Raw genomic sequence first — 26,689 nt, 5'->3', positions numbered from 1 at the left:
CTGCTCGGTCCACGCCTCGCGCAGGATCTCCATGCCGGTCGCGGGCGAGAACGCCTCGGTGGTGAACTGCTGCGGCAGGCGGCCGCGCATGACGTCGCGGCAGCCGGCGATCGTCTCGGGCGCCAGCGCGAAGCGCGCGGCGGTGCAGACGAGCACGAGGCCCTGCACCAGCTCGGGGTGGCCGGCCGCGAGCGCGAGCGCGACTGCTCCGCCCATGCTGCGCCCGACCAGCACGAACGGCCGGAGGCGGAGCGTACGCACGAAGGCCAGTACGAAGTCCGCGTAGGCCTCGACCGTCGGCAGTCCCTCGATGCCGCTCGAGCGCCCGTGGCCGGGCAGGTCGGGCGCGAGCGCGCTGTGGTCCCGGCCTGCCGCCTCGAGCTGCCTTCGCCACAGACCCGCGTTGCTGCCCGCCGCGTGCACGAGGAGGAAGAGCCGCCCGCGCTCGAGCGCCGGCGGCGCGTCGGGCAGCGTGGTCGGCCCGGTGTGGAGGTAGTGGACGGCCGTGCCGTCAACCGTGACGTACTTGCTCGGCAAGGGCACTTTAGGAGTCCGTCCTAGGACGCTCGCGCGCGAGGTGTCAATTGATGTTCCCCGGGCCCGGGCGGAGCAGCGCCCGGCGGGGTCTCCGCGTGGCGCTTCTCGAGCGCCCTGCTAGGATCGGGGCTCGTGCGGCTGCGCGACCTGGAGACGCTCGAGTTTCCCCGCGTGCTCGACGCGATCGCGGCGCTCGCCCGGTCCGCCGCGGGCCGCCAGGCCGTCCTCGCGTTGCGCCCGACGAGCGACACGGCCGAGGCCGAGCGCCGGCTCGACCTCCTCGCCGAGCTGGTCGCGCTCGAGGTGGAGGCGGGCCGACCGCCCACGGCGGACGTTCCGCTCCTCGCTCCCGCGCTCGCCGCCGCCGCGCCCGAGGGCGCCACCCTCGAGCCGCGGCGCCTGGTCGAGGTGCGCGACCTGCTCGCGGCGGCACGCCAGGTGCGCGCGTATCTGCGCCGCGACCCCGCGCGCTTCTCCCGCCTGGCCGCCGAGGGCGAGGCGATCGACCCCGTCCCGGAGGTCGCCGAGCCCCTCGCCGCGACGCTCGACGAGACCGGGCAGGTGCGCGACGACGCGAGCCCGGCGCTCGCGGCGGCACGCGCCGTGACGCGCGAGCTGCGCGCCCAGATGGAGGCACGCCTCCTCGGCATGGTGCGCGACCCCGAGATGGCGAGCATCGTCGCCGAGCAGTACGTCACGGTGCGCAACGGCCGCTTCGTCGTCCCCATCCGTACCGCCGCGGCCGGCACGGTCGCGGGCGTTGTGCAGGACCGCTCCGCCTCGGGCGAGACGGTCTTCATGGAGCCGCTCTTCGCCGTCGAGCTGAACAACCGCCTCCTCCTCGCCGCCAAGGACGAGGAGGCCGAGGAGCGGCGGGTGCGGAGCGAGCTGACGGCGCTCGTGCGCGCCCACGCGGCCCGTCTCGAGGCGGCGGAGCAGGCGCTCGCGGCCGCCGACGCGCGCGGCGCCGCCGCCGGGTTCGCCGCGCGGCACGGCTGCACGCGGCCCGCGCTCGGCGCGTCCGACGTGGTGCTCCCCGCCGCACGCCACCCGCTGCTCCTCGAAGCCGGCCGGCCGGTCGAGCCGGTCGACCTGCGCGTGCCGGCCGAGCGGCGTGGGCTCGCCATCACGGGTCCCAACGCGGGCGGGAAGACGGTGGCCTTGAAGACCCTCGGCCTGTGCGCGCTCATGGCGCACGCGGGGCTCTTCGTCCCGGCCGCGGCGGGAAGCCGCCTCCCGCTGCTCGGCGCCGTGCTGGTCGACATCGGCGACGAGCAGTCGATCGACCGCGACCTCTCCACCTTCACCGGCCACGTCGAGAACCTGGCCCGCATCGCGACGGCGGCCGGCCCCGACACGCTCGTCCTCCTCGACGAGCCCGGCGCGGGGACGGATCCTGTCGAGGGCGCCGCGCTCGCGGTCGGCTTGCTGACCGACCTCCTCGCGCGCGGGCCACGCGTCGTCTTCACCTCGCACTTCCCCCAGGTGAAGACCTTCGCGCTCGCCGAGCCCGCGCTCGACGTCGCCGCCTTCGACATCGATCCCGCGACCGGCGCGCCGCGCTTCAAGCTCGCCTATCACACTGTGGGCCAGAGCCTGGCGCTGCCGATCGCGCGTCGCCACGGGCTTCCGGCGCGCGCCCTCGAGACGGCGGAGCGGCTGCTCACCGGCGAGAGCCGCGACCTCGCGCGCGCCGTCGCCCGCCTGGAGGAGAGCCGCCGCGCCTACGAGGCGGACCGCGAGGAGGTCGAGCGGGAGCGCGCCCGCCTGGCGGGCGCGCGCGCGGAGGCCGAGGCGCTCGCCGAGGACCTGCGCGCGCGCCAGCGGCGCCGCTGGGCCGAGGACCTGGACGCCTCGCGCCGCTTCCTGCGCGAGCTCGAGGCGCGCGGGCGGACGCTGCTCGAGGAGCTGCGCCGCCGCCCCGAGCCGGCCGTGCTCCGCGCCTTCGTGCGCGAGGCGGGCGAGGAGGTCGCCGCCCAGGCCCAGGCCATCGAGCCCGAGGCGCCGCCCACGCGTCCCCCCGCCCCGGGCGACCTGGTCGAGGTGGTGGGCCGGGGCATCCGCGGCGAGCTGGTCGAGGTCGCGGGCGAGCGGGCGCGCATCCAGCGCGGCGGCCTCCGCTTCGAGGTCCCCTCCGGCCAGCTCCGCATCGTCGGCGACGCCCCGGCGCGCGAGCGTGTCGCGATCGAGGTCGACCGCCCCACCGACGCCCCCGCCGAGATCAACCTGATCGGCCAGCGGGTACGCGACGCGATCGACGCGCTCGGCCCCTTCCTCGACCGCGCGGCGCGCGCGGGTCTGTCGGAGGTACGGGTCGTGCACGGGATCGGGAGCGGCGCGCTGCGCAGCGCGGTGCACGAGTTCCTCGCGAGCTCGCCGTACTGCGCGACGTTTCGGGAGTCGGAGCCGGCAGCGGGCGGGGCGGGCGTGACGATCGCGGAGCTGGGCTGAGAGCCAGTCGGCGTGAGGTCTCCGATCTGGGCCTTCCGCCGCGAACCCCAACCGGTCGCTGACGACGGCCACCGGCCCGCCCGGCGCGGTCCGTTGCAGCTGACGCAGCGCGGCGTTGCAACGGTCGACCGACTGCCCCGAGGCCAGAGAAACATCTCCTCCGGGTGACGCGGATGTGGGGCGCCGAACGCCCGCACGCTCTCGACCAAGCGCGATCCGCGTAGCGGGGGAGCACGCCGCCAGCCGCACCCGGTATTGCGCGAGTCGGCGGACGAAGTCAGAGCTACAAATACACCGTCGGCACCAGGAGGGCGGAGTCATGAGAGCGTACCGTTCGCCCACGCCGGCTCCGACTGGCCGCTCGCGGCTGGCGCGCGCGAGGACGGGCCGGCGCTCTGCGGAGCCGCAAGCAGCCCCACCGGCTCGCGCCTCCGAGGCGGTGCTGCTGGCTGAGATCGTGGCGCACCTGCGCCAGGGTCGCACCCAGCTTCGCGACGAATGGGTGTGGCGGATCGGCGAAGCGGGGCTGCTCAGGGCGATGAGCCAGGAGGAGATCTTCGCGGAAGCGACGTCCGTCTACGACAACTACCTCGATGCCTTGGAGACCGGCACCCTCGAGGCGGTGCAGGCCTACGCTGGACAGCTGTCCGAGCGCATCGTGCCGCGCGGCGTGGAGACGCGCGAGGTGGTCGGCATCGTGCTGCTCCTGCGCGACGTGCTGGCCCGCTCACTGTTCGCCAACTACCGCGCCGACTTCCCGCTGTTGAACCGGGTCCTCGACGCCTACGAGCCCGCCGCGAACCGCATCGCGACGACCGTGGCGGCGGGGTTCGTGCACGAGCGCGAGCGGGTGATCCGCGAGCAGCAGGAAGCCATCCGCGAGCTGTCCACGCCCGTGCTGCCGGTGCGCGAGCGGCTGCTCATCCTGCCGATCATCGGGCTCATCGACGCCCAGCGCGCCCGCCAGCTGACCGAGCAGCTCCTGCGCGCCATCCGCGCCAACCGCGCCAAGGTCGTCGTCATCGACATCACGGGCGTCCCGGCCATGGACGCCGACGTCGCGAACCACCTGGTGCGAACCGTTGATGCGTCGCGGCTCCAGGGCGCCATGGTGATCGTCACCGGCCTGTCGCCCGAGATCGCCCAGACGCTCGTCACCATCGGCGTCGACCTCGGCAAGATGAACACCGTTGGGGACCTGCAGGGCGGCATCGAAGAAGCGGAGCGGCTGCTCGGGTACCAGGTGGTCCCGGTCCCGGAGGCGAAGCGCTAGCGAGGCCGCTTGGCTGGAGGCGACGATGGGGGTGCCGATCCTCAGACAGGGTCACTGCCTCATTGCAACCATCCAAGCGGCGCTGACCGACACGGATCTGCAAGGCCTCCGGGACGACTTGGTCGCGCAGGTCGGCCGGTATCGCGCGCGCGGGGTGATCATCGACGTCACCGCGCTCGACGTGATGGACTCCTTCGCCGTCCGCACCCTGCGGGACATCGCCCAGATGGCGCGCCTCCGCGGGGCCGAGACGGTCATCGTCGGCGTCCAGCCGGAGGTGGCGCTCTCGATGGTGGAGCTGGGGCTCACCCTGGAGGGCGTCAACGCGGCGCTCGACCTGGAAGAAGGGCTGGCCTTCCTCGACGAGCGAACGAAGGGGGCGAGCAGAGGAGAAGTGCCCCGTGCGCGGTGAGCGGCGCGGCGCGGTGCAACCCGACGGCCGTCTCCCGGCGCTTCGATCGAAGGGGCGGGCGTCGGCGGACTTGCCCGCCCAGAACTCGATCCCGGTCCGCTCGGACGCGGACATCGTCCTCGCCCGCCAGAAGGGGCGAGAGCTCGCCGCGGCGCTGGGATTCGGACCGACGGACCTGACGCTGATCGCCACGGCGATCTCCGAGCTGGCGCGCAACATCGTCCTGTACGCCAAGCGCGGGCGGATCGTCCTGAAGGGCATCGAGCGGAACAGCCGGCGCGGAATCATGGTGGTGGCCCGCGACGGCGGTCCGGGGATCCCCAACGTCGCCGGGGCGCTGCAGAGTGGCTTCTCCACCTCCGGCGGCCTCGGCCTGGGGCTGCCGGGCGTCAGGCGGCTCACCGACGAGTTCGACATCGAGTCCGCGGTCGGCCGGGGGACGACCGTGACGGTGAAGAAGTGGCTGCCGTGACCACGGGGCCCATCGAGTGGGGCGTCGCCGCCGCGGCGCTCGCCGGGCAGGCCGAGAACGGCGACGGCTACGTGGTCGAGCCCTTCGCCGATGGCATCCTGGCGGCGGTGGTGGACGGGCTCGGCCACGGCCGCGAGGCGGCCGCGGCGGCGCGGCTCGCGGTGGCCACGCTCCGGCAATTCCCCTTCGCGCCGCTGCCCGAGCTGTTCCACCGCTGCCACGAAAGGCTGCGTCAGACGCGCGGCGTGGTGCTGAGCGCGGCCTCGTTCCACGCGGGCGAGGGGACGATGGCCTGGCTCGGGGTGGGCAACGTGGAAGGCATGCTCCGGCGCGCGAGTCTGCGCGGCCGTCCGGCGGCCGAGACGCTCGTGCTCTGCCGTGGCGTCGTAGGGGGCCACCTGCCGCCACTGGAGGCTTGGGTTCTCACGGTACATCCGGGGGATACACTGATCCTCGCCACGGATGGCGTTCGCCACGGTTTTGCCGAGGACCTGCTCCGCGCCGTCCCGTCGCAACGGGCGGCCGACCGCATCCTCGCCCGCTACGCCCGTGGTACGGACGACGCCTTGGTGCTGGTAGCGCGGTATCTGGGAGGCACGCCTTGAGCGAGACCCGAGACGAGCTTGCGGAGCAGTACCGGCGCGCTCTCCAGGACTACCTGGACGATGCAGGCGAGACAGGCCTGGCGCGCGCGTACGAGCTCGGACGCAAGGCCGTCGTCGACGGCCTCGGCGTCCTGGAGATGACGGCGCTGCACCATGAGGCGCTCCGGGCCTCCGTGCTGCGGCTCGCCGCGTTCGAGGATCGCGCGAAGGCGGCCGAGGCGGCGCAACGGTTCCTCATGGAGAGCCTCTCGCCGTTCGAGATGACGCATCGCGCGTTCCGCGAAGTGAACACCGTACTGCGCCGCCTCCACGAGCGGCTCGAGGAGGAGGCCAAGCGCATCGCCCACACCCTGCATGACGAAGCGGGGCAGCTGCTCGCATCGGTCCATGTGGCGCTGGCCGCGATGTCCAGCGATCTGCCCCCGTCCGCCCGGGGCCGACTCGAGGAGGTCCGGGGGCTGCTCGACCGGATCGAAGACGACCTGCGGCGCCTGTCGCACGAGCTGCGCCCGACGATTCTCGACGACCTCGGACTCCTGCCCGCGCTGCAGTTCCTGGCCGAAGGGATTGCGAAGCGAACCGGGCTTCTGATCGAGGTCGGGGGCTCGACGCGCGGTCGCCTGCCGCCGGTGGTGGAGACCGCGCTGTACCGGATCGTTCAGGAGGCCCTGACGAACGCCGTCCGGCACGCGGACGCTGCGTGCGTGAGGATCCAGCTGCAACGTGAGCCCCAGGCGATCCGCTGCTCGATTGCGGACGACGGCGTCGGCTTCGACGCCCCCACGGTCCTGGCGCACCGGGGCGGTCCGGGGCTCGGGCTGGTGAGCATGCAGGAGCGGCTCGAAGCCGTCCGCGGGAGCTTCCAGATCATTTCAGCGCCCGGCCGGGGCACGAGGGTGCACGTCGCCATCCCTTTGGAGACATGATGTCGATCAGCGTTCTCCTCGCCGACGACCACCTCAGCTTCGCTCAATCGTTGAGAGCGATCCTGGAGCGCGAAGGATTTCGGGTGGTGGGCGAAGCCGCCGACGGCCGGGAGGCGGTGCGTTTGGCCCGGGAGCTCCATCCGGACGCGGCCGTGCTCGACGTGAGCATGCCGCTCTTGAACGGCATCGACGCAGCCCGCGAGATCCAGAGAGCGTGCCCGCGGACGCGCACGATCCTCCTGACAATGCACGCGGAGGATCAGTACGTTCTCCAGGGCCTTCAGGGGGGCGTGCAGGGGTACGTGCTGAAGAAGCAGGCGGTCATGGACCTCGTCCAGGCGATCCGGGAGGTCTGCCGGGGCAACGTTTACCTGAGCCCAGGCGTGTCCGCGGCCGTGGTGGAGGCGTACCAGTCGAAGAAGGGCCCTCGCGATCTGCTGACCTCCCGCGAGCGGGAGGTCCTGCAGCTCGTGGCCGAAGGGAAGACGACCAAGGAGATCGCCTCGCTCCTCGGAGTGAGCGTGAAGACCGCGGAGTCCCACCGCACCCGTGTGATGCAGAAGCTCGACATCCACGAGACGGCGAGCCTGGTCCGCTATGCCATCCGCAGGGGCCTGATCCAGGCGTAGGTGGTTCCACGCCCACGGGCGTTTGCCGCCGCCCGTCAGGTTGCCGCGCTGGCGGGCGCCGGCGCCAGGTCGCCCAGGAAGTCGAGCAGGTAGCCGTTCACCACCTGCGGCTGCTCCTGCTGCACCCAATGGCCGCTCAAGGGGATGTACTTGACGTCGAACGATCCGGCCATGAGCGGCTCCATGCCGAGCGAGAGCTCCTTGCCGAGCGCGACGTCCTGCTCGCCCCAGATGAGGAGCGTGGGCGCGGTGATCCGGGGCCAGTCCTCGAGCCGCTCGCGGAACCCCTTGATCGGCCGGTCGCCGTACACGAAACGGCGCAGCCACTGCGGCCACATGGCGCGCGCGTCGGGGCTCCGGAAGATGGCGCGGTAGTAGTTGATGCCGGCGCGCAGCGCGCCGGGCCGGCTCGCCGCGTCGCGCAGCTGCTGGAAGTCCGCCTCGTTGAGCGAGTCCTGGCGCACCGCCGTGCGGCGGATGGCGGCGGCGATCGGGCGCGCGTGCCCGAGGCCGAGGAGGGTCTCCGGGAGCCAGGGGATCTGGAAGAAGAACATGTACCAGCTGCGCGCCAGCTGGCGGCGGTTCGTCTTCAGCTGCTGTCCGAAGATGGCCGGGTGCGGGCAGTTCAGGACCACCAGCCGCCGCGTCGCCTCGGGGTGGTCCATGGCGAACGTCCAGGCGACGGCGCCGCCCCAGTCGTGGCCGACGATCACCGCCTCGCGCTCGCCGAAGGCCTCGACCAGCCCGTGCACGTCCGCAACCAGCTCGGGGAGCGCGTACGGCGCGACGCCCGGCGGCTTGTCGCTCAGGTTGTAGCCGCGGAGATCGGGCGCCACGACGCGGAAGCGCGGTGCGAGCGCCGCGATCTGGTACCGCCACGAGTACCAGCACTCCGGAAAGCCGTGCAGCAGGACGACGAGCGGGCCCTCGCCGTCGACGACGCAGTGGAGATTCACGCCGTTGGTCGCGACGGTATGGTGCTCGAGGGCCATCGCGCGCCGGCATAGCGAGGGCACGGCTGCGCTGTCAAATCGGATCGGGCTTGAGCCGGCCGTACGCAGGCCGAATAATGGCCGGGATGGCGCGACGCGACCGCTTTCTCCTCTGCATGCCTCGCTTCTACGGCATCGAGTACGTGATCAACCCGTGGATGGAGGGGAACGTGGGCCGCACCGACGCCGCCGAGGCGATGCGGCAGTGGGAGGCCCTGCACGCGGCGCTCGCCGCGCACGCCGCGATCGAGCTCCTCGAGCCCGCCGCGGGCCTCCCCGACATGCCCTTCACGGCCAACGCGGGCCTCGTGCACGATGACACGTTCATCCCGTCGCGCTTCCGCTTCCCGCAGCGCGCGCCCGAGACGCCGCACGCCGTCGAGTGGTTTCGCCGCCGCGGCGCCCGCATCGTCGAGCTGCCGGGGCGGGGGACGTTCGAGGGCGAGGGCGACGCGCTCTTCCAACCGGGCGAGCCCCTCCTGTGGGGCGGGTACGGCGTGCGCACCTCGCTCCAGGCCGACCGCCACCTGGCGGAGATCCTGGATGTCGAGGTCGTGCCGCTCCGCCTGATCGACGAGCGCTTCTACCACCTCGACACCTGCTTCTGTCCGCTCCCCGGGGGACGCGTCTTCTACTACCCCGACGCGTTCGACCGCGAGTCGCTCGAGCGCATCGGCGCGCGCGTGCCCGCGGAACAGCGCTTCGAGGTGGACGTGGCCGACGCCCTCCACTTCGCCTGCAACGCCATCGTGACCGGGGGCGCGGTGATCACGAGCTTCGCGAGCGACGCGCTGCGCGAGCGCCTCGAGCGCTGGGGCCACGAGGTCGTCGTCTGCCCGCTCGGGCAGTTCGTCATGGCGGGCGGCGCTGCGAAGTGCCTGGCCCTCCGGCTCGAGCATCCGGGCGCGCGGCGGCCCGCGGGCGCGCCGCGGGTCGCATCCGAGGTGCGCGAGCGCGCGGTCGAGGTCCAGGGCGACCTCCTCGACAGGGGCCTGATGAACGCCCTCCTCGACCGCATCACCGACGGCGGCGGCGACTTCGAGATCGAGGCCTTCCAGCCCGGTCTCCGCCACGACCAGGCCTCGCTGGCGCGCCTGCGCGTGCTGGCGCCCTCGCCGGAGCGCCTGGAGGCGATCCTGGCGCAGCTCATCGAGGCCGGCGCGCGCGTCGCCGACGAGGAGCACGATGCGCGCCTCGAACCGGTCGAGCAGGACGGGGTGGCGCCGCGGGACTTCTACAGCACGACCATCTTCCCGACCGACGTGCGGGTTCGCGGCCGCTGGGTGCGCGGCGCGCGGCAGCGCATGGACGCCGTGCTGGTCGTCGACGGCGCGCCCGGCGAGCCGCGCGTCACCTGCCGCCTGATCCGCGAGCTCCGGCGGGGGGACCTGGTGGTGTGCGGCATCGACGGGGTCCGCACCGAGCCGACCCACGTGCCGCGCGCGGCGGAGATGTTCGGGTTCATGACCGCGGATGCGTCGAGCGAGCGGCGCGTGGAGCTCACCGTCGAGCGCATCGCGTGGGAGATGCGGCGGCTCCGCGAGCGCGCCGGGAAGATCGTCGTGGTCGCGAGCCCGGTCGTGATCCACACCGGCGGCGGGTCGCACCTGGCCCGCCTCGTCCACCGCGGCTACGTGCAGGCGCTCCTCGGCGGCAACGGACTCGCGGCGCACGACATCGAGCAGGCGCTCTTCGGCACCTCGCTCGGCGTGGACCTGAAACGGGGCACGAGCGTGCAGGGCGGGCACCGCAACCACCTGGTGGCGATCAACCTCGTGCGCGCCCACGGCGGCATCCGGCAAGCGGTCGAGGCGGGCGCGGTGCAGAGCGGCATCCTGTACGAGTGCGTGCGCCACGGCGTGCCGTTCGCGCTCGCCGGTTCCATCCGCGATGACGGGCCGCTGCCCGACACGCTCGTCGATCTCATCGCCGCGCAGGCCGAGTATGCCCGGCTCATCGCGGGCGCCGACATGATCCTCATGCTCGCCTCCATGCTCCACTCGATCGGCGTCGGGAACATGACGCCGGCGGGCGTGCGGCTCATCTGCGTCGACATCAGCCCGGCGGTGGTGACCAAGCTCGCCGACCGCGGCTCGGTCGAGTCGACCGGCATCGTGACCGACGTGGGGCTCTTCCTGAACCTGCTCGGCGCGGCCCTCGGGGACTGAGCGGGGCGCGCCATGGGCGACGCCTTCGAGCACGAGGTGCAGGCCCTCGCCCGCCAGATCGCGGCGGCCGGGGCGTCGGAGCGCGTCCATCTCTTTCACCTCGGGCGCTGGAGCGAGCGCGTCCTCGACTGGGCGATGTCGCATCCGGGCTTCAAGACCCAGCTCTTCCGGTTCGTCGACGTCTTCCCCGCCTGTCGCGACGACGCCGACGTGCTCCGCCACCTGAGCGAGTACTTCGCCGGCGTCGAGGTGCCGCGCGCGCTCGGCCTCGGGCTCGAGGTGGCGGAGGTGGTGCCCTTCGGGGCGCGCATCTCGACGGCCGCCGCGCGCCGCAACATCATGCGGATGGCGCGCCAGCTGATCGCCGGGGCGACACCGGAGGACGCGCTGCCGCGGCTGGCGGCGCTCTGGCGCGCGGGCGAGGCGTGCACCGTCGATCTCCTCGGCGAGAAGACGGTGACCGAGCGCGAGGCCGCGCGCTATGCCGAGCGCGTGCGGGCGATGCTCGAGGCGCTGGTCGCGGGCACGCGGGAGTGGCCGGCGGCGCCGCACCTCGAGCGCGACCCGTGGGGTCCCGTGGCGCGCGTCAACGTGTCGGTCAAGCCGACCGCGCTCTCGCCGCTCTTCGCGCCGGCGACCGCGCGCGAGGGCCTCGCCGAGGCGCGCGAGCGACTCCTCCCGATCCTCCGCCGCGCGCGCGAGGCGGGGGCCACCGTGTACCTCGACATGGAGCACGACGACGTGAAGGACCCGACGCTCGAGCTGCTGCGCACGCTCGGCGCCGAGTTCCCCGACGGGCCGCAGCTCGGGTGCGTGATCCAGGCGTACCGGCGGGACGCGCTCGCCGACCTGCGGGAGATGGTCGCGTGGTCGGAACGCGCGCTGGGCATGCCGCTGGCCATCCGGCTGGTGAAGGGGGCCTACTGGGACTTCGAGACGGTCGTCGCAACGGCCGAGGGCTGGCCGTCCCCCGTGTTCGCGGCGAAGGCCGACACCGACGCCAGCTACGAGCGCTGCGTGCGCTACCTGATCGAGCACGCGGGCCGGGTGCGGCCGGCCTTCGGGAGCCACAACCTGCGCAGCATCGCGTATGCGGTGGCGTACGCGCGCGCCCGGGGCCTGCCGCCGGGCGCGGTCGAGCACCAGCTCCTCTACGGGATGGCCGAGCCGATCCACGCCGCGCTCTGCCGGCTCGGCTTCCGCGTGCGCGTCTACGCGCCGGTCGGCGACCTGGTCGCCGGCATGGCGTACCTCGTCCGCCGGCTGCTCGAGAACACCTCGAACGAGTCCTTCATCCGCCATCGCTTCGCGGAGGGCCAGACGCTCGAGGCGCTGGTCGCGCCGCCGGCGGCCGCGCACCTCCCCGAGCCGGCGGACGCGGCCGAGCGCCCGGCGACCGACCCGGCGGACCCCAGCCCGTTCGCCAACGAGCCGCACGCCGAGCTGCGCCGCGCGCACGTCCGCGCGCGGCTCGAGGCCTCGGTCACGGCGGCTCCTGCGCGCCTCGGCTTCGAGGCGCCGGTCGTGATCGAGGGGCGCGCGATCCCGACCGCGGCCGCGATCGTCTCCGTCGACCCCGGACACGTGTCGACGGTCGTGTGCCGGAGCGGACGGGCCGCGCCGGCCGACGCCGTGCGCGCGCTCGAGGCGGCGGAGCGGGCGTGGCCGGCGTGGCGCGCCGCGCCGTGGGCGGCTCGCGGCGCCGTCCTCTTCCGCGCCGCGGCGCTCATGCGGCGGCGGCGCACCGAGCTGGCCGCGCTCGAGGTGTTCGAGGCCGGGAAGCCGCTCGCCGAGGCCGACGCCGACGTGTGCGAGGCGATCGACTTCTGCGAGTACTACGGCCGCGAGGCGCTCCGCCTCGGGGCCGGCGCGCCGGTCCTCTCGTTGCCGGGCGAGACCAACGTCTACCGCTACCAGCCGCGCGGCGTGGGCGTCGTCATCGCGCCGTGGAACTTCCCGCTCGCCATCCCGGCGGGCATGGCGACGGCGGCGCTGGTCACGGGGAACTGCGTCGTCCTGAAACCCGCCGAGCAGACGCCCGGCGTCGCCTTCCGCCTGGTCGAGATTCTCCTCGAGGCGGGGCTGCCGCCCGGCGCACTCGGGTTCCTCCCCGGCGTGGGCGAGGAGGTCGGGCCCGTGCTCGTCGATCATCCGGCGACGGCCTTCGTCGCCTTCACGGGCTCGAAGGCGGTCGGGCTCTCGCTGGTCGAACGGGCGGCCGTCCAGCGCCCCGGCCAGCGGCACGTGAAGCGCGTCATTGCCGAGATGGGCGGCAAGAACGCGATCGTGGTCGACGCGAACGCCGACCTCGACCAGGCGGTGCCGGCGATCGTGGCGAGCGCCTTCGCCTACGCCGGCCAGAAGTGCTCGGCCGCCGCGCGCGTGATCGCGGTCGGGCCCGTGTTCGAGGAGCTCCTCGAGCGGCTCGTCGGCGCGACGGGGATCGTCCCCGTCGGCCACGCGCGCGAGCTGCGCACGGTCGTCGGGCCGCTCATCGACGAGGACGCGCACCGCCGCGTGCGTGACTACCAGACGCTCGCCCGCACCGAGGGCGAGGTCGTCTACCAGCGCGACGAGGTGCCCGCGGGCGGCTGGTACGTCGGCCCGACGATCGTGGTGGCGCGCGACTCCCGCACGCGGATCGCGACCGAGGAGATCTTCGGCCCGCTCCTGACGGTGCTCCGCGCCGACGACTTCGAGCACGCCCTCGCGCTCGCGAACGACACGGCCTACGCGCTCACGGGCGGTCTCTTCTCCCGCTCCCCGGCGCGCATCCGCCGCGCGACCGAGGCGTTCCGCGCCGGGAACCTCTACGTGAACCGCGCCATCACCGGGGCGCGCGTCGGCCGCCAGCCCTTCGGGGGCCATGGCCTCTCGGGCGTGGGCTCGAAGGCCGGCGGCCCGGACTACCTCCTCCAGTTCGTCGAGCCGCGCACCGTGACCGAGAACACGATCCGCCAGGGGTTCGCGCCGCTCGACGAGCGCTGACGAGCGGCTCTGGTCAAGCCGCCCGGCGCTGCGCTAGTGTGCCGTCCGCGAGGTGGTTGTCGCGAGAGCGCCGAGCCGGGAGCCGAGGCGGGCAGGCGCAGCGACGACCGACGAGGCGTAGCCAAACACCCGCGGCGCGGCCGGAGGAAGGAGGGAGGAGCGAGCATGCGCGCCGCAGCCCCGGATCGGCGCTCGCAAAGCCATCTCGCGGACAGCACACCAGGAGCTGGGGGAACGAGAGGAGGGCCCGATGCCGTTCGAGTTCGTCCGTTACGAGAAGCGCAACCGGATCGCCTACGTCACGATCAACCGCCCCGAGGTGATGAACGCGCTCCACCCGCCGGCGAACGACGAGCTGTCGGCGGTGTGGGATGACTTCGCCGCCGACCCCGACACCTGGGTCGCCATCCTGACCGGCGCCGGCGAGCGGGCCTTCTCGGCCGGCAACGACCTCAAGTGGACCGCGACGCACGGCATGCCGCGCATGCCGAAGGGCGGCTTCGGCGGCATCGTCTTCCGCGACGACATCTGGAAGCCGCTCATCGCCGCGGTGAACGGCGTGGCCCTGGGCGGCGGCCTCGAGATCGCGCTCGCGTGCGACATCATCGTCGCCGCGGAGAACGCCCGCCTGGGGCTCCCCGAGCCGCGCGTCGGCCTCATGGCGGCGGCGGGCGGGGTGCACCGCCTGCCGCGCTCCGTGCCGCTCAAGATCGCGATGGGGATGATGCTGACGGGACGGCAGATCCCGGCGGCCGAGGCGCTGCGCATCGGGCTGGTCAACGAGGTCGTGCCGCCGGCGCAGTTGATGGCCGCGGCGGAGCGCTGGGCGAGCGAGATCCTCGAGTGCTCGCCGCTCTCGGTGCAGGCCTCCAAGCAGGCGGCGCTGCAGGGCCTGGCGAAGCCCCTCGCCGAGGCGATGGCGGGCGACTATCCCCTCGTGCGGAAGCTCTGGACGAGCGAGGACGTCGTCGAGGGGCCGCTCGCGTTCGCGGAGAAGCGGAAGCCGGTGTGGAAGGGGCGGTAGGCTGTTCGGGGCCAGCCCACTCTTGAGAGCAGGCGAAGGGAGAACGTAATGGCTGAGGAGCGCACGATAACCGTTTACGACTCGCAAAGCCACGAATACCACCGGGCATTTCAGGTCTTTCTCGATCACACCGACCAGAAGCTCAAGGCACAAAAATGGTTGACGGACCTCATCGATCGCTTGCCGTCCCGGCGTGTATTCATTGACGCCGGCGCCGGCAACGGAAAGGTGACCGCGTGGTTCACCGAACGGTTCGGCCGGACCATCACCATCGAGCCCAACGCCTCGTTGCGGAGCGAGCTGAGGCGGGACTGCCCGGCGGCAGAAGTGGTTCCCGAAAGAATTCTGGACGCCACGGTCGGGGCGGCAGGTGATCTGATCCTTTGCTCTCACGTGTTCTACTACATCGATGCCTCGGAATGGCTGCCGAATCTGGAACGGCTGGTCTCGTGGCTGTCTTCCAGCGGCGTTTTGGTTCTGGTGGTCCAGAACCATGACACGGATTGCATGCGTATGTTGGAGCATTTCTTCGGCAGGCGCTTCCTGCTCGCTTCATTTGCCCGCCAGTTTCAGGAGGGGTGCGGCGGGTCTTATCAGGTACTGGTCGACACCGTTCCCGCGCAAATCGAGACGGCGGATTTCGCATCGGCGTATACCATTGCCGAGTTCATGCTCAATCTCCTCCCTATTTCGGACCCGCCGGTGCGCGGGGCGCTGGAGGCGTACGTAGGAGCGCACTTCGAGCGCCCTAAAGGGTCGTTTCGATTTTCGTGCGATCAGGACTTCGTCCAGATCTGGAGACGCAGTTGACGGGGACGCTTGGTTTTCACGTCGTTGGGGCTGGACCGACGTCAATCCTTCCCGCCGAGCAACGCGCGCGCGTTCCCGTAGAGCCACCGCTCCATCACCGCCGGCCTGACCGGCAGCGCGCGGAACTCCGCCACCAGCGCCGCCAGCGGTCGCTGGAGGAGGAACGAGCCCGAGCCGTAGAGCACCTTCTCCGCGATCGTCGTCTGCCCGAAGCGGAGCAGCGGCTCCCAGCCCGTGCCCGGCTCGGCCAGGTACCTGGGGCGGTGCGCGGCCAGCTCCAGGTAGACGTTCTCGTACTTCCAGGCGAGGAGACACGCCTCCAGCACCCAGGGGTAGCCGCCGTGGCTCATGATGATGCGGAGCTCCGGGAAGTCGCGCGCCACGGGATCGAGGTGGCGCGGGTGGCCGAGGTCGTTCACGGCGACGGAGGTCCAGTTGGCCGAGGTGTGGATGCTGAGCGGGACGCCGAGCTCCACGCACTTCGCGTAGAACGGGTAGTAGTGCCTATCGTCGGCAGGCAGGCCGATCATGAAGGGCCGCAGCGAGAGACCGCGGAAGCCGCGCTCGCGCACCCAGTGCTCGAGCTCGCCGAGCGCCGTCGGGCCCTTCATGATGTCCACGCCGGCGAACGGGATGAAGCGATCCGGATGGCGCTCGGCGATCGGTGCGACCAGCGCGTTCGGGACGAACGTCTTGCCCGCGGTTGAGAGCTCGTCGAAGCCGGTGATCAGCGTGCGCGTGATGCCTGCGGCGTCGAGGGCCGCGACGATGTCGGAGAGAGGCCGCGCCATCGCCGGCGCCCCGGCACGGAGGGCGTCCTCGGACGGCCGCTGCTTCCAGAAGACACGCAGGTAGCCGAGCATCGCCTCGGGGAAGTTCTCCGCGACGTGCGCCATGACCTCCGGCACGGGAAGGATGGGAGCCCACATGTCGATGACGGGGGTCGGCATCTAGGAGTCCGTCCGGGTAATCATGGCGGCTGCGGCGAACGATCCGGGGGCTGCGAGCGGCGTGCTCGCTCCTCCCTCCTGCGGCGTGCCTTCAGGCACGCCTCGTCGGTCGTCGCTGCGCTTGCCGCTCTCGCTCCCCGGCTCGTTCGCCTCGCTCACCATGATTACCCGGACGGACTCCTAGCGCTCGAGCAGCGCCTTCATGCGCGCCATCTCCTCGACCGTGTCGCGCGCGAGCCAGTCGCGGAGGAAGGGCTCCACGACCCAGGCGAGGGGCGGCCGCAGGGAGACGGCTTCGCGATGGTGGACGCGCGCCCCATCCGCCGTCTCCTCGCAGGTGAAGAGTCCGTCGAACCGATAGAGGACGCCGGGCCAGAGCGAGGGCGTGCTCCAGAAGTGGAGCCGCGACCACGGCTCCAGCTCCCAGCAGACGGTCTCGGCCGGGCCCGGGAGACCGCGCACCCGGCCCGCGTAGCGCGCCCGGCCCCGGTTACCGTCGCGCTCGACGAAGTGGACGCGGCCGATCTTGGTGTCGGCCTCGCGGTAGCGTTCGAGGTCGAGGACGAACTCGAGGATGTCGCGCGGGGATCTCCGGATGAGCGCCTTCCCCTCGCCGACGATCACCGCGCTACTCGCCCCGGGCGCGCGAGAGGTACTCGCCGGTCTCCGTGTCGACCCGGATCACGTCGCCCTCGCCGATGAAGTTGGGCACCTGCACCACCAGGCCGGTCTCGGTCGTGGCGGGCTTGAGGACGTTCGTGACGGTCGCGCTCTTGAGCCCCGGGGCGGTCTCCACGACCTTCAGGTCGATCGTCTTGGGCAGGCTCACGCCCATCGGCCTCCCCTCGTGGAGCTCGACCTGGATGCGGGAGTTCGGGATCAGGAACCTGACCGCGTTGCCGAGGAGGTCGGCCTCCAGCGCGATCTGCTCGAAGTTCTCCGTGTTCATGAAGTGGTACTGGCCGTCGCTCTCGTAGAGGTACTCCATCTCGTGCTGCTCGAGCGTCACGCGCTCGGCCTTGTCCTCGGAGCGGAAGCGGTACTCGGTCTGCGTCCCGCTGCGCAGGTTGCGGAGCTTGGTCTGCACCATGCCGCGCCAGTTGCCGGGCGTCACGTGGACGACGTTCATCACGCGCCAGAGGTCGCTCTGGTGCTGGATGATCATGCCCACGCGGAGCTGCGTGGCGGGGATAAGCATCGGGATGGGTCCTCCTGGGGGAGCCGCGAGACGAAGGTTTCCCTCTAGCACCGGGGCTCGCATCCCGCCAACCCCGGTCTCCGTCTACGACCGGGCATCGCCGTGTCCACCCGAGCGGACGTGGCGCCGCCGGCCGGCGGGTGTGAACGGCCGTACCTGGCCCGACGCCCTCCGGAACGGCCGTTCCTGCTGCACCGGCGCCCCGTCGACGTGCGCTCGGGCACGGCGCTTGCTTCGCGCTTAGCGCATGAACCCGGCAGTCGCTCCCCGCGCCCTGCTCCCGGCGCTGGTCACGCGGGCCCTCGCGGGCGGCGGCCTTCACTTCGCGTGCTCGCTGTTGCTCTCCCCGTTCGCCGCCCTCGCTTCCGCGGACGCGACCTGGCTCCCGTCCGAGACGGACTTCGACACGGAGGCACCCCAGCCGACGCCGGTCGTGCTCGTGCACGGGCTTTTCAGCCGCCCGGGCCACTTCCGCTTCCTCCACCGTTTCCTCGTCGTACGGGGCTTCCAGAACTTCGCGGCCTTCTCGTACGCGCCGCGGGTGGATCACGAGCAGCTGGCGGGGCGGCTCGGGCGCATGATCGAGGCGGTCTGCGAGGTGACCGGCGCAGCCGCGGTCGACGTCGTCGGGCACAGCCTGGGCGGCCTCGTCGCCCGCCACCTGCTCGAGCAGGGCGAGGGCGCGCACGTTCGCCGTCTGGTCACGCTCGGCGCCCCGTACCTGACGGACTCCCTGCCGGAGCGCGAGTCCGCGATCTTCGGCGCCGCCGACGTCATCACCCCGCCCCCGCGTCACCTGCGCGGCCGGAGCGTGATCGTGGCTGGCTGCGGGCACCTCGGCCTCCTCTACCGGGCGGCCGCGCTCGGCCACGTGGCTGCGTTCCTCGCCGAGCCGCGGCCGGAGGCGGCGCGCGCGCTCAGGGCGGCGTAGCCCGGGCGCCCGCAGCTGCTCAGTGCATCTGCTCGGCCGCGGCCACCGGCCCGAAGATGGGCGAGCCGTGGTGATGGACGAGGAGCCAGCGCCCGTCGCGGCGCTCGAAGATGTTCGTCGCCTCGACCTGCGCCTCGACCTTGCCGTCGCGGTGGCGGCTCTCGATGTTCTCGGTGAGGACCACCCAGGCGAGGCCGCCGCACACCTCGACCTGCACGTGGGTGAGCGCGAAGCGCATCTCGAACGTGCCCGAGAAGATGCGCTCCCAGCTCTCCATCACGGGACCCCAGCCGACGAGGGGACCCCAGCCCGGGTGGACGCACTTGATGTACGGCGCGCGGAGCCAGACCTCCTCCATGCGCCGGAGGTCGAGGCTCTCGAAGGCGCGGTAGAAGGCCGCGTTGGCCTCGAGGACGGCGTCGCGGTCGGTCATGACGGCTTGGGGGCCATGACCACCAGCAGCGCGAGCTGCTCCGGCCCCGGGTTGCGGACCGCGTGCTCGTCGCCCGCGGGCGCGCACACGAGGTCGCCCGGGCCCACCTCCCGCTCCTCGTTGCCCACGCGGATGCGCCCCCTGCCCGAGAGGACGTAGTAGATCTTGTCGCCGACGGCGTGACGGTGTCCTGCCTGCTCCTGGCCCGACTCGAGGCAGTAGGCGTCGCAGAAGAGGTTCGGCGTGTCGACCAGGCCGACCTTCTTCATCTTCTCGGCCGAGAACGCCAGCAGCGAGGGCACGTGGCGGAAGCGGTCCATCGGGCCTCCTATCTCGAGCGCGCGAGCTCGGCGGCGAGGCGCTCGGCCGCGCGCGCGACGCGCGCCTCGGCCTCGGCCCGCGTGGCGGCGCGCGCGGTCAGGCGGACGCGGAGGTCGCAGTCGGGGGCGAAGACGGTGGCGAGGGACTTGAGGTGCACGCCGGGCACGGCCTGCATGACCCGCTCGACCGCGAGGGTGATGAGGGACTCGTCGCCCGAGCCGGAGGCGACCTCGCGCTCGGCGACGTGGGCCGGGGGGCCGAGGCGCTCGCGCAGGCGGGGCAGGGCGGCGTCGAAGACGGCGCGCATCTCGGCTGGCACGCCAGGCAGGGCGAGGAGCGCTTGCGCGCCGTCGGAGAGGAAGACGCCCGGCGCGGTGCCGACCGCGTTGTCGATGGGCTCGGCACCTTCGGGGAGGCAAGCCATCTTCCGGCGTGGCGGCGTGAGCGCGGCGCCGGCGACGGCGCTGGCGGCGGCGAGCTCGGCGTAGCGCCGGGCGACGAAGTCGAGGGCGGCACCGTGCTCGACGAGGCGCCGGCCGAAGGCCGCCGCGACGCCCGCGAGCGTGCGGTCATCGAGCGTCGGCCCGAGCCCGCCGGTCGTGATCACCAGGCCCGTGCCTCGCTCGCGCGCGCCCGCGATCTCACGCGCGATCGCCGCCGGATCGTCGTCGACCGCGACGACGCGGGTGACGGCTGCACCCAGGTCGGTCAGCCTTGCGGCGATCCACGCCGAGTTGGTATCGACCGTGCGGCCGGTGAGCAGTTCGCGGCCGACGGCCACGATCTCCGTGGGAGTGCCGGACTCGGGCGACATGCGGCGGCAGGTGGCGGCCCTGGCGCGCGACCGCGTGTCGGGTGCGACGGCCCTCGCCCGGCGCGCGGCGCGCCTTCTCCGCTCGGCCGCGCGCGATGATGGCAGGGGCTTCGCGCGATGGCAACAGGATCTGCGCGTGCTCGGCGAGACGCTCGTGGCGGCCCAGCCGGCCATGGGCTCGGTGCTGACGGTGGTGGACCTGGCGCTGAGCGAGGTCGCCCGCGCGCAGACGGTGCGAGCGGGGGCACGCGCCGTGCAGCGGGCGATGGAACGCTACGTGCGCCGGCAGGTGACGGCGGTCGAGCGCGCCGCTCGCCGGCTGCCGGGGGTCCTGCCGGGGCGGGCGGTGGTCCTCACTCTGTCGTCATCGGAGGTCGTCTACCGGGCGCTCCTCGCCGCACGGCGGCGAGGACGGCTGGCGAGGGTCGTGGTGGCGGAGAGCCGGCCGGGACGGGAGGGAGAGGCGCTGGCGCGCCGGCTCGCGGCGCGCGGCGTTCCGGTGACGGTCATCGTGGATGCGCTCGCGCCGACGGTGGTGGGCGAGGTCGATGCGGTGGTCGTCGGCGCGGACGCCGTGACCGCCACCGCGGTCTGGCACAAGTGCGGAACGTTCGGCCTCGCGCTGGCGGCGCGCGCGACCCGCCGGCCGCTGCTCGTCGTCACGAGCACAGACCGCCTGCTCGGTGGCTCGCTCGCGGGCCGCCTTCGGCTGCCGGGGACCGAGCCGCGTCACATCTCGACAGGGCGGCGGAAGCCCGTGCACGCGCTCGACCGTCTCTTCGAGGCGACGCCGCTTCGCCTCGTAGCGGCGGTGCTGACCGACGCCGGCACGATGGCGCCAGAGACGGTGCGGAGGAGACTGCGTGCCCGGAAGGCGGGCCGCGGGCGGCCCGTCGAGGCCGGGAGCAGGCGATCCGCCGTTTCCTTTACTTCACCTCGGCTTGATACTAAACGCGGCGTGCGCCACGCCGCTAGCCGCTAGCGGCGCTTCGGTCGGACCAGGGAGGAAGCCCATGCGGAGGATGTACGTGCTCGCGATCGCCGTGCTCGCCAGCGCCTGCACGGCAACCGTCGACAAGCAGTCGGTGAAGGCGACGCAGACGGCCCCGGAATCGACACAGGTCGAGGTCGTCCGCCTCCCCTACGACCCGTCTCTCCCGTACTACGTGGTGACGGTGGAGCCGCTCAGCTTCGACGCTGGCGGCGAGGGCGGCGGGTCGGCTCCGCCGGTTCCGGGGCGCCGGTACGGATGGGGGCCCTGGGGCTGGGGCCTCCTGCCCGAGGGGCCGCAGGCGCGGCCCTACAACCCGCCGCCGCAGGGCGCGTCGGCCGGCATGGGGGCGGCGATCGCGTCGCAGCTCGTCACCGCCCTCAGCAACGCCGGCAACGTGCGCATCATCGACTACGACTACTACTTCGAGAACAGGAACAAGTCGGCCAACCTGGTGAGGAAGAGCCAGCGTGAGGTCGGGCCGTTCCTGATCCGCGGCTCGGTCACGGAGTTCAACGAGGTGGCCGAGGCGACCGGGTCCAGCACCGGAGGCTCGCTCGGCGCGCTGGGGGCGGCGCTCGGCGTGGCCGGCGCGATCGCAGGCAACAGGCCCGCCGCCGTCACGGGCGCCGGGGTTGCCATCGCCAACCCGACGCTCGAGAACACGAAGGCGCGGCGCACGGGATCGGTGGCGATGGACCTCAAGATCGTCACCCCCGGCACCGGGCGGCTCGTCGGCAGCGTGGTCGCGAACGGGAGCTTCACGAGCGAGTCGGCGGCGAGCGGCTTCTCGCTCTTCGGCTTCGGCAAGGCGAGCAACGCGTTCGCGGCGAGCGCCCTGGGCCAGGCCAACCGCGCCGCCATGAACTCCGCGACGACGCAGATCGTCGATCGCCTGCGCATCGTGCGCTAGTGTGGGTGGGCCGATGGCCCGTGACCGCTCCGAGCCCGTCAGCGCCCCAACCGCACTCCGACCCACACCGTCCACGCCGCGAGCGCGACGCCCACCCACGCCGCCCGCCGCATGCGCCGGATCATTCCCGCCTGCTTCCCGGGTTCGACCGGCAGCTGTCCCAGCTCCGCGCGCACGAGCCGGTGCGCGAGGCCGAAGGAGAAGTACGTTGCCACGTTGATCAGCACGAACGTCAGCGACAGCTTCCCCACGAGCGGCCACAAGAGTCGCCCGAACTCCCTCCCCAGCATCGCCTTCATGTCCGTCAGCCCCGACGCGCCCGAGATGACGAGCACGCCGAGCGCGCCGACGGAGAGCACGTTGTAGGGCCGGAGCCCGCGCGCCAACAGCCGGCGTTGCAGCGCGGGATCCTCGACCGTCTCCATCGCGGGTAGGAAGACGAGCGCGACGGCGAGCGTCGCGCCCAGGTACACGGCGACCGCCACCAGGTGGACCCACCGCGTGACCGAATCCATGGCCCGCGCCCCGCTAGCCCGCGCCCTCGCCGAATGCAACCGGCTTTGACACGCCGGAAGTCGCCGGATAGACGAACGATCAATGGCCAAGCCCATTCTCCCACCGAAGCCGCGCCTCGCCACCTCCGGCGAGGAGGCGCTGCTCGGCGACGCCGTCGTGCTGACCCGGCTCGACAAGGCGATCGGCTGGGCGCGCAAGTACTCGATCTTCCCGTACCCCTTCGCGACCGCGTGCTGCGCGATGGAGTACATGTCGCTCTCGATGTCGCCCTACGACATCGACCGCTTCGGCGCGCTCCTGCCGCGCTTCACGCCGCGCCAGGCCGATCTCGTCATGGTGATCGGCACGGTCACGATGCGGCAGGCGCCCATCCTGAAGCGCGTCTACGAGCAGGTGGCCGAGCCCAAGTGGGTGATGGCCTTCGGCGCCTGCGCCTCGACGGGCGGCTTCTACGACAACTACACGACGCTGCCGGGCATCGACATGATCATCCCGGTCGACGTCTACGTGCCCGGCTGCCCGCCGCGGCCCGAGGGCGTGCTCGACGGGCTCATGGCGCTGCAGCGGAAGATCCAGCGCTCCAAGCATACGCCGGATCGGGTCGCGGCGGCTGCCCGCTAGGACGGCCTCCTAGTGCCCGAGCACCTCCTCCTCCGCTGCCGGGACATCCCGGACCTCCGCCAGCTGGACGTGTATATCCAGCACGGCGGCTACGAGGCGACCCGCAAGGCGCTCACGACCTCCACGCCCGAGCGGCTGGTCGAGATGGTGAAGGCCTCGAACCTCCGCGGGCGGGGCGGGGCCGGCTTCCCGACCGGCATGAAGTGGAGCTTCCTGCCGAAGCAGACCGAGAAGCCCGTCTACCTCGCCGTCAACGCCGACGAGAGCGAGCCCGGCACCTTCAAGGACCGCGAGCTCATCGAGGACGACCCGCACCAGCTCCTCGAAGGCATCATCATCACGTCGTACGCGATCCGCTGCCACACCGCCTACATCTACATTCGCGGCGAGTTCGCGCACGGCGCGCGCGTGCTCGAGGACGCGATCGCCGAGGCGCGCGCCCGGGGCTTCCTTGGCAAGAACCTGCTCGGCACCGGCTTCGACCTCGACGTCTGGGTCCACCGTGGCGCCGGCGCCTACATCTGCGGCGAGGAGACGGGCCTCATCGAGTCGCTCGAGGGCAAGCGCGGCTACCCGCGCATCAAGCCGCCCTTCCCGGCCACGCACGGCCTCTTCGGCTGCCCGACCATCGTCAACAACGTCGAGACGCTCGCCTGCGTGCCGCACATCGTGCTGCGCGGCGCGGACTGGTTCCGCTCGATCGGCCCCGAGAAGAGCCCGGGGCCGAAGCTCTTCTGCGTCTCGGGCCACGTCGTCCGGCCGGGCACCTACGAGCTGCCGATGGGGACGCCGCTGCGCGAGATCGTCTACACGCACGCCGGCGGCATCCCGAACGGCCGCAAGCTGAAGGCCGTCATCCCGGGCGGCGCCTCGATGCCTGTCTTCACGCCCGAGGAGATCGACGTGCCGATGGACATGGACTCGGTCCAGAAGGCGGGCTCGTTCCTCGGCTCCGCCGGCATCATGGTGATGGACGACAGCGTCTGCATGGTGTGGGCGCTCATGGTCCTCGAGCGCTTCTTCCACCACGAGTCGTGCGGCCAGTGCACGCCCTGCCGGGAAGGCACGGGATGGATTCACCGCGTGCTCGTCGGCCTCGAGGAGGGGCAGGCCGCGCCGCGCGACGTCGACCTCCTCCTCAACATCGCCGGCAACATGCTGGGTACCACCATCTGCGCCCTCTCCGACGCCGCCGCCATGCCGGCGCGCGCCTTCGTCACCAAGTATCGCGCCGAGTTCGAGCAGCACGCCGCGCTCGGCCGCTGCCCGCTGCGCTCCGAGGAGCCCGGACGTTCAGGCTCCTTCGCTCGCGCTCATGCAGCATCTTTCGCTCGCGCTCATGCCCACGGTTGAGATCGACGGCCGGCGGATCGAGGTCGAGGACGGCACCACGGTCATCCGCGCCGCCGAGCGCCTCGGCATCGAGATCCCGCACTACTGCTGGCACCCCGGCCTCTCCATCGCCGGCAACTGCCGCATGTGCCTGGTCGAGATCGAGAAGATGCCGAAGCTCCAGATCGCCTGCAACACGCGCGTGACCGGCGGAATGGTCGTGCACACGACGAGCGAGAAGACGAAGGCGGCGCAGCACGCCGTCCTCGAGTTCCTCTTGATCAACCACCCGATCGACTGCCCGGTGTGCGACCAGGCGGGCGAGTGCAAGCTGCAGGAGTACTACATGGACTACGACCGGCAGCCGAGTCGCGTGCCGCTGCCGGCCAAGGTGCGCAAGCGCAAGGCGAAGCCGATCGGCCCGCTCGTCATCCTCGACCAGGAGCGCTGCGTGATGTGCTCGCGCTGCGTGCGCTTCCTGGACGAGGTGACGCGCACCAGCGAGCTCGCCTTCTACCAGCGCGGCGATCACGTCGAGCTCGACCTCGCGCCGGGGAAGACGCTCGACAACCCGTACTCCGCCAACGTCATCGACATCTGCCCGGTCGGCGCGCTCACCAGCCGCGACTTCCGCTTCCGGGCCCGCGTCTGGTACCTCGAGCGCACCGAGTCGGTGTGCGGGGCGTGCGCCAACGGCTGCAACATCCAGATCTACCACCGCGAGGGCACCATCTACCGCTTCCAGCCGCGCGAGAACGATGCCGTGAACCAGTACTGGATGTGCGACGCGGGGCGGATGAGCTACCGCGACCTCCAGGGTGAGGGCCGACTCCTGCAGCCTCTGGTGCGCGGCGCAGACGAGTTCGTGCCGGCGATGTGGGAGAGCGCGCTCGGCGCGGTGGCGGCGCGCCTCCGCGAGGGCGGGGCCGGCATCGTGGTCTCGGCGCAGGCGTCGAACGAGGAGGTCTACCTGCTCCGCCGCATCGCCGCGGCCGTGAGCGCCCGTGTCGCCGGTATCTCCTGGTCGCCGCCCGGCGCCTTCCACGACGACTTCCTCGTCAAGGCCGACAAGAACCCGAACACGCAGGGCCTCCGTCTCCAAGGCCTCGCGCCGGGCGGCGCGGTCGACGAGATGCTGAGCGCGGCGGATCTCCGCACGCTGGTCCTCCACCGCGCGGACCTCGCCAGCTGGCGGGGCGCGGGCGCCGCGCTCGAGCGCGTGCCGTACCTGGTCGTGCTCGACACGGATATCCGCGAGACGGCCGAGTATGCCAACGTCGTGCTCCCCATCGGCACCTACGCCGAGAGCGACGGCACCTTCACGAACCACGCCGGGCGGGTGCAGCGCTTCCGGGCGGCGGTGAAGCCGCCGGGCGATGCGCGGCCGGGGTGGGAGGCGCTCGCCGCGCTACTCGCCGCCCTCGACGGAGGCGGTCGCTTCGAGAGCGCGGAGGCGGTCTTCGCGGCGCTGGCCGCGGAGTGCCCGCCGTTCGCGGGCCTCGGTTACGACGCGCTGGGCACGCAGGGACGACCGGCGGCCGGGTGATGAGTCACCGACCGCGTCTGGTCGCTGGACGACGTGATCACGCTCTTGGACGGCGAGGGGCAGCGAGCTGCGGCGTAGCGATGCCACAAGGAGCCGATGATGATGGAAACAAAACGGTGTCGTGATTGCGGCGTGCATCTGTGGCGGGTCCACCAAGAGCGGAAGGGGCCCGCCTGGCTCTCCGGCGTGCGCATCTGGAGGGAATCGAAGCGATGGCGGCGCAACTCGAAGTCGACCGGACTGCTGTCCTTTCTGCTGGTGTTGAGCACGCTTCTCGCGGCCGCGTCGCCGGTGGCAGCCATCAGCATCGTGCCTAGTAAGCCCCGTGACCGCCTCATCGGAGAAGCGCGCTATCCGACGCCTTCCGACGGCAAATTCCTCAACTTTCGACTGGTGTTGGATTGGTCGCCAGGCTCCAACACGCTCACCGGTCGTTTTTCTTGCCAGCCTCGACGTGGCCTCGGCATGTTCACGGGGGATTGCCCTGTATCGCGTGGTCCGCTCATCGGAACACTTAGAAGCCAGCTTGGCGAGGCTGGCGATACGCCCTCCTTTTACCGGGTCGCCTTTAGCGTGTCGGGAAATGGCGGCACCTGCGACTTCTCCGCATTCGCCCCCCATCTGCAATTCAGCGAACCACGGATGTATACCTTGGATGGCGCCTATCAGTGCTCCGACGGTGCGGGCACGACGACCCAGACGGGAGTTTTCTCCGCGCTTCTCCACCACCGGTGACACGCGCCCGGCAGCCGCTCCAGGCATCGCCGCGGCGCGCTGGCGGTCTCAGCGGCCTGCTTGGGCGCCGCGCTGGTGAGGGGATACTGCGCCGAGCTGGG

The 26,689-nt window shown here is 72.1% G+C and carries 27 protein-coding genes; 18 read left to right on the top strand and 9 right to left on the bottom strand.

Going from position 1 to position 26,689, the window contains the following annotated elements; all coding sequences use genetic code 11:
- The coding region (locus E6J59_14000; protein ID TMB18702.1) for an alpha/beta fold hydrolase at positions 1-543 on the bottom strand (543 nt) is incomplete at its 3' end.
- 126 nt (positions 544-669) lie between these two features.
- On the opposite strand from E6J59_14000, the gene E6J59_13995 reads away from it, so the two are divergent.
- The 7 genes from E6J59_13995 (at position 670) to E6J59_13965 (ending at position 7,305) form a co-directional block, all read left to right on the top strand.
- The gene (locus E6J59_13995) at positions 670-2,988 is read left to right on the top strand and encodes a hypothetical protein (GenBank protein ID TMB18701.1); all 2,319 of its coding nucleotides are present in this window, start codon (positions 670-672) and stop codon (positions 2,986-2,988) included.
- 319 nt (positions 2,989-3,307) lie between these two features.
- On the top strand, positions 3,308-4,261 hold the full coding sequence (locus E6J59_13990) for an STAS domain-containing protein (GenBank protein ID TMB18700.1): 954 nt from the start codon (positions 3,308-3,310) through the stop codon (positions 4,259-4,261).
- A gap of 25 nt (positions 4,262-4,286) precedes the next feature.
- On the top strand, positions 4,287-4,673 hold the full coding sequence (locus E6J59_13985; protein TMB18699.1) for an STAS domain-containing protein: 387 nt from the start codon (positions 4,287-4,289) through the stop codon (positions 4,671-4,673).
- 70 nt (positions 4,674-4,743) lie between these two features.
- Positions 4,744-5,145 (top strand): anti-sigma regulatory factor, encoded by a 402-nt coding sequence (locus E6J59_13980; protein TMB18704.1) that lies wholly within the window; start codon positions 4,744-4,746, stop codon positions 5,143-5,145.
- 11 nt (positions 5,146-5,156) lie between these two features.
- Positions 5,157-5,750: a stage II sporulation protein E (SpoIIE) gene (locus tag E6J59_13975; protein TMB18703.1), complete on the top strand. Its 594-nt coding sequence runs from the start codon at positions 5,157-5,159 to the stop codon at positions 5,748-5,750.
- Positions 5,747-6,676, top strand: a complete 930-nt coding sequence (locus tag E6J59_13970; GenBank protein ID TMB18698.1) for a hypothetical protein — start codon at positions 5,747-5,749, stop codon at positions 6,674-6,676. Before E6J59_13975 ends, E6J59_13970 begins: the two co-directional genes overlap by 4 nt.
- Positions 6,673-7,305 (top strand): response regulator transcription factor, encoded by a 633-nt coding sequence (locus E6J59_13965; GenBank protein ID TMB18697.1) that lies wholly within the window; start codon positions 6,673-6,675, stop codon positions 7,303-7,305. The genes E6J59_13970 and E6J59_13965 overlap by 4 nt, the downstream gene beginning before the upstream one ends.
- A 35-nt stretch (positions 7,306-7,340) precedes the next feature.
- On the opposite strand, the gene E6J59_13960 is transcribed toward E6J59_13965, so the two are convergent.
- On the bottom strand, positions 7,341-8,297 hold the full coding sequence (locus tag E6J59_13960) for an alpha/beta hydrolase (GenBank protein ID TMB18696.1): 957 nt from the start codon (positions 8,295-8,297) through the stop codon (positions 7,341-7,343).
- A gap of 86 nt (positions 8,298-8,383) precedes the next feature.
- On the opposite strand from E6J59_13960, the gene E6J59_13955 reads away from it, so the two are divergent.
- The 4 genes from E6J59_13955 to E6J59_13940 all read left to right on the top strand — a co-directional run bounded on the left by E6J59_13955 (position 8,384) and on the right by E6J59_13940 (position 15,287).
- A complete protein-coding gene (locus E6J59_13955; GenBank protein TMB18695.1) occupies positions 8,384-10,465 on the top strand; it encodes a TIGR00300 family protein in 2,082 nt (693 codons plus the stop codon).
- A gap of 12 nt (positions 10,466-10,477) precedes the next feature.
- Complete coding sequence (locus E6J59_13950) at positions 10,478-13,453, top strand: aldehyde dehydrogenase family protein (protein TMB18694.1); 2,976 nt, start codon at positions 10,478-10,480, stop codon at positions 13,451-13,453.
- Between the two features lie 250 nt (positions 13,454-13,703).
- The gene (locus tag E6J59_13945; protein ID TMB18693.1) at positions 13,704-14,477 is read left to right on the top strand and encodes an enoyl-CoA hydratase; all 774 of its coding nucleotides are present in this window, start codon (positions 13,704-13,706) and stop codon (positions 14,475-14,477) included.
- A 48-nt stretch (positions 14,478-14,525) separates the two neighbouring features.
- Positions 14,526-15,287: a class I SAM-dependent methyltransferase gene (locus E6J59_13940; GenBank protein TMB18692.1), complete on the top strand. Its 762-nt coding sequence runs from the start codon at positions 14,526-14,528 to the stop codon at positions 15,285-15,287.
- 41 nt (positions 15,288-15,328) lie between these two features.
- On the opposite strand, the gene E6J59_13935 is transcribed toward E6J59_13940, so the two are convergent.
- From E6J59_13935 to efp, 3 genes are all read right to left on the bottom strand, one after another.
- Positions 15,329-16,237 (bottom strand): amidohydrolase, encoded by a 909-nt coding sequence (locus tag E6J59_13935; GenBank protein ID TMB18691.1) that lies wholly within the window; start codon positions 16,235-16,237, stop codon positions 15,329-15,331.
- 180 nt (positions 16,238-16,417) lie between these two features.
- Positions 16,418-16,861: an SRPBCC family protein gene (locus tag E6J59_13930; protein TMB18690.1), complete on the bottom strand. Its 444-nt coding sequence runs from the start codon at positions 16,859-16,861 to the stop codon at positions 16,418-16,420.
- Positions 16,862-16,865: 4 nt separating this feature from the next.
- Complete coding sequence (gene efp, locus E6J59_13925) at positions 16,866-17,435, bottom strand: elongation factor P (GenBank protein ID TMB18689.1); 570 nt, start codon at positions 17,433-17,435, stop codon at positions 16,866-16,868.
- A 247-nt stretch (positions 17,436-17,682) separates the two neighbouring features.
- Here efp and E6J59_13920 point away from each other — a divergent pair, with 247 nt between their 5' ends.
- On the top strand, positions 17,683-18,366 hold the full coding sequence (locus E6J59_13920) for a hypothetical protein (GenBank protein TMB18688.1): 684 nt from the start codon (positions 17,683-17,685) through the stop codon (positions 18,364-18,366).
- 19 nt (positions 18,367-18,385) lie between these two features.
- On the opposite strand, the gene E6J59_13915 is transcribed toward E6J59_13920, so the two are convergent.
- Genes E6J59_13915 through E6J59_13905 form a run of 3 tightly spaced genes read right to left on the bottom strand, consistent with a single transcriptional unit; the run spans position 18,386 to position 19,934 of the window.
- Positions 18,386-18,799 carry a DUF4440 domain-containing protein gene (locus tag E6J59_13915; GenBank protein ID TMB18687.1) on the bottom strand — a complete coding sequence of 138 codons (414 nt, stop codon included), beginning with the start codon at positions 18,797-18,799 and terminating at the stop codon, positions 18,386-18,388.
- Positions 18,796-19,119: a cupin domain-containing protein gene (locus E6J59_13910; GenBank protein TMB18686.1), complete on the bottom strand. Its 324-nt coding sequence runs from the start codon at positions 19,117-19,119 to the stop codon at positions 18,796-18,798. The genes E6J59_13915 and E6J59_13910 overlap by 4 nt, the downstream gene beginning before the upstream one ends.
- 8 nt (positions 19,120-19,127) lie before the next feature.
- Positions 19,128-19,934 carry a competence/damage-inducible protein A gene (locus tag E6J59_13905; GenBank protein TMB18685.1) on the bottom strand — a complete coding sequence of 269 codons (807 nt, stop codon included), beginning with the start codon at positions 19,932-19,934 and terminating at the stop codon, positions 19,128-19,130.
- Between E6J59_13905 and E6J59_13900 the strand changes: the two genes are divergently transcribed.
- Together E6J59_13900 and E6J59_13895 are read left to right on the top strand one after the other, a co-directional pair.
- The gene (locus E6J59_13900) at positions 19,909-20,916 is read left to right on the top strand and encodes a hypothetical protein (GenBank protein ID TMB18684.1); all 1,008 of its coding nucleotides are present in this window, start codon (positions 19,909-19,911) and stop codon (positions 20,914-20,916) included. The genes E6J59_13905 and E6J59_13900 overlap by 26 nt on opposite strands.
- 31 nt (positions 20,917-20,947) lie before the next feature.
- Entirely contained in the window at positions 20,948-21,838 is an 891-nt protein-coding gene (locus E6J59_13895) for a hypothetical protein (protein TMB18683.1), read from the top strand.
- 38 nt (positions 21,839-21,876) lie between these two features.
- On the opposite strand, the gene E6J59_13890 is transcribed toward E6J59_13895, so the two are convergent.
- Entirely contained in the window at positions 21,877-22,353 is a 477-nt protein-coding gene (locus tag E6J59_13890; protein ID TMB18682.1) for a hypothetical protein, read from the bottom strand.
- 82 nt (positions 22,354-22,435) lie between these two features.
- On the opposite strand from E6J59_13890, the gene E6J59_13885 reads away from it, so the two are divergent.
- The 4 genes from E6J59_13885 (at position 22,436) to E6J59_13870 (ending at position 26,588) form a co-directional block, all read left to right on the top strand.
- A complete protein-coding gene (locus E6J59_13885; GenBank protein TMB18681.1) occupies positions 22,436-22,975 on the top strand; it encodes an NADH-quinone oxidoreductase subunit B in 540 nt (179 codons plus the stop codon).
- Between the two features lie 12 nt (positions 22,976-22,987).
- Positions 22,988-24,328 carry an NADH-quinone oxidoreductase subunit NuoF gene (gene nuoF / locus E6J59_13880; GenBank protein TMB18680.1) on the top strand — a complete coding sequence of 447 codons (1,341 nt, stop codon included), beginning with the start codon at positions 22,988-22,990 and terminating at the stop codon, positions 24,326-24,328.
- Positions 24,291-25,853, top strand: coding sequence for a 2Fe-2S iron-sulfur cluster binding domain-containing protein (locus E6J59_13875; protein TMB18679.1), 1,563 nt, complete (start codon positions 24,291-24,293; stop codon positions 25,851-25,853). The genes nuoF and E6J59_13875 overlap by 38 nt, the downstream gene beginning before the upstream one ends.
- A 96-nt stretch (positions 25,854-25,949) precedes the next feature.
- Positions 25,950-26,588, top strand: a complete 639-nt coding sequence (locus tag E6J59_13870; GenBank protein TMB18678.1) for a hypothetical protein — start codon at positions 25,950-25,952, stop codon at positions 26,586-26,588.
- The last annotated feature ends 101 nt before the right edge of the window (positions 26,589-26,689 follow it).

It is taken from the genome of Deltaproteobacteria bacterium (assembly GCA_005879795.1).
GTDB lineage: Bacteria > Desulfobacterota > Binatia > DP-6 > DP-6 > DP-6.
Note: the sequence above shows the minus strand (reverse complement) of the source record. Positions and strands in the feature narration are given on the sequence as shown.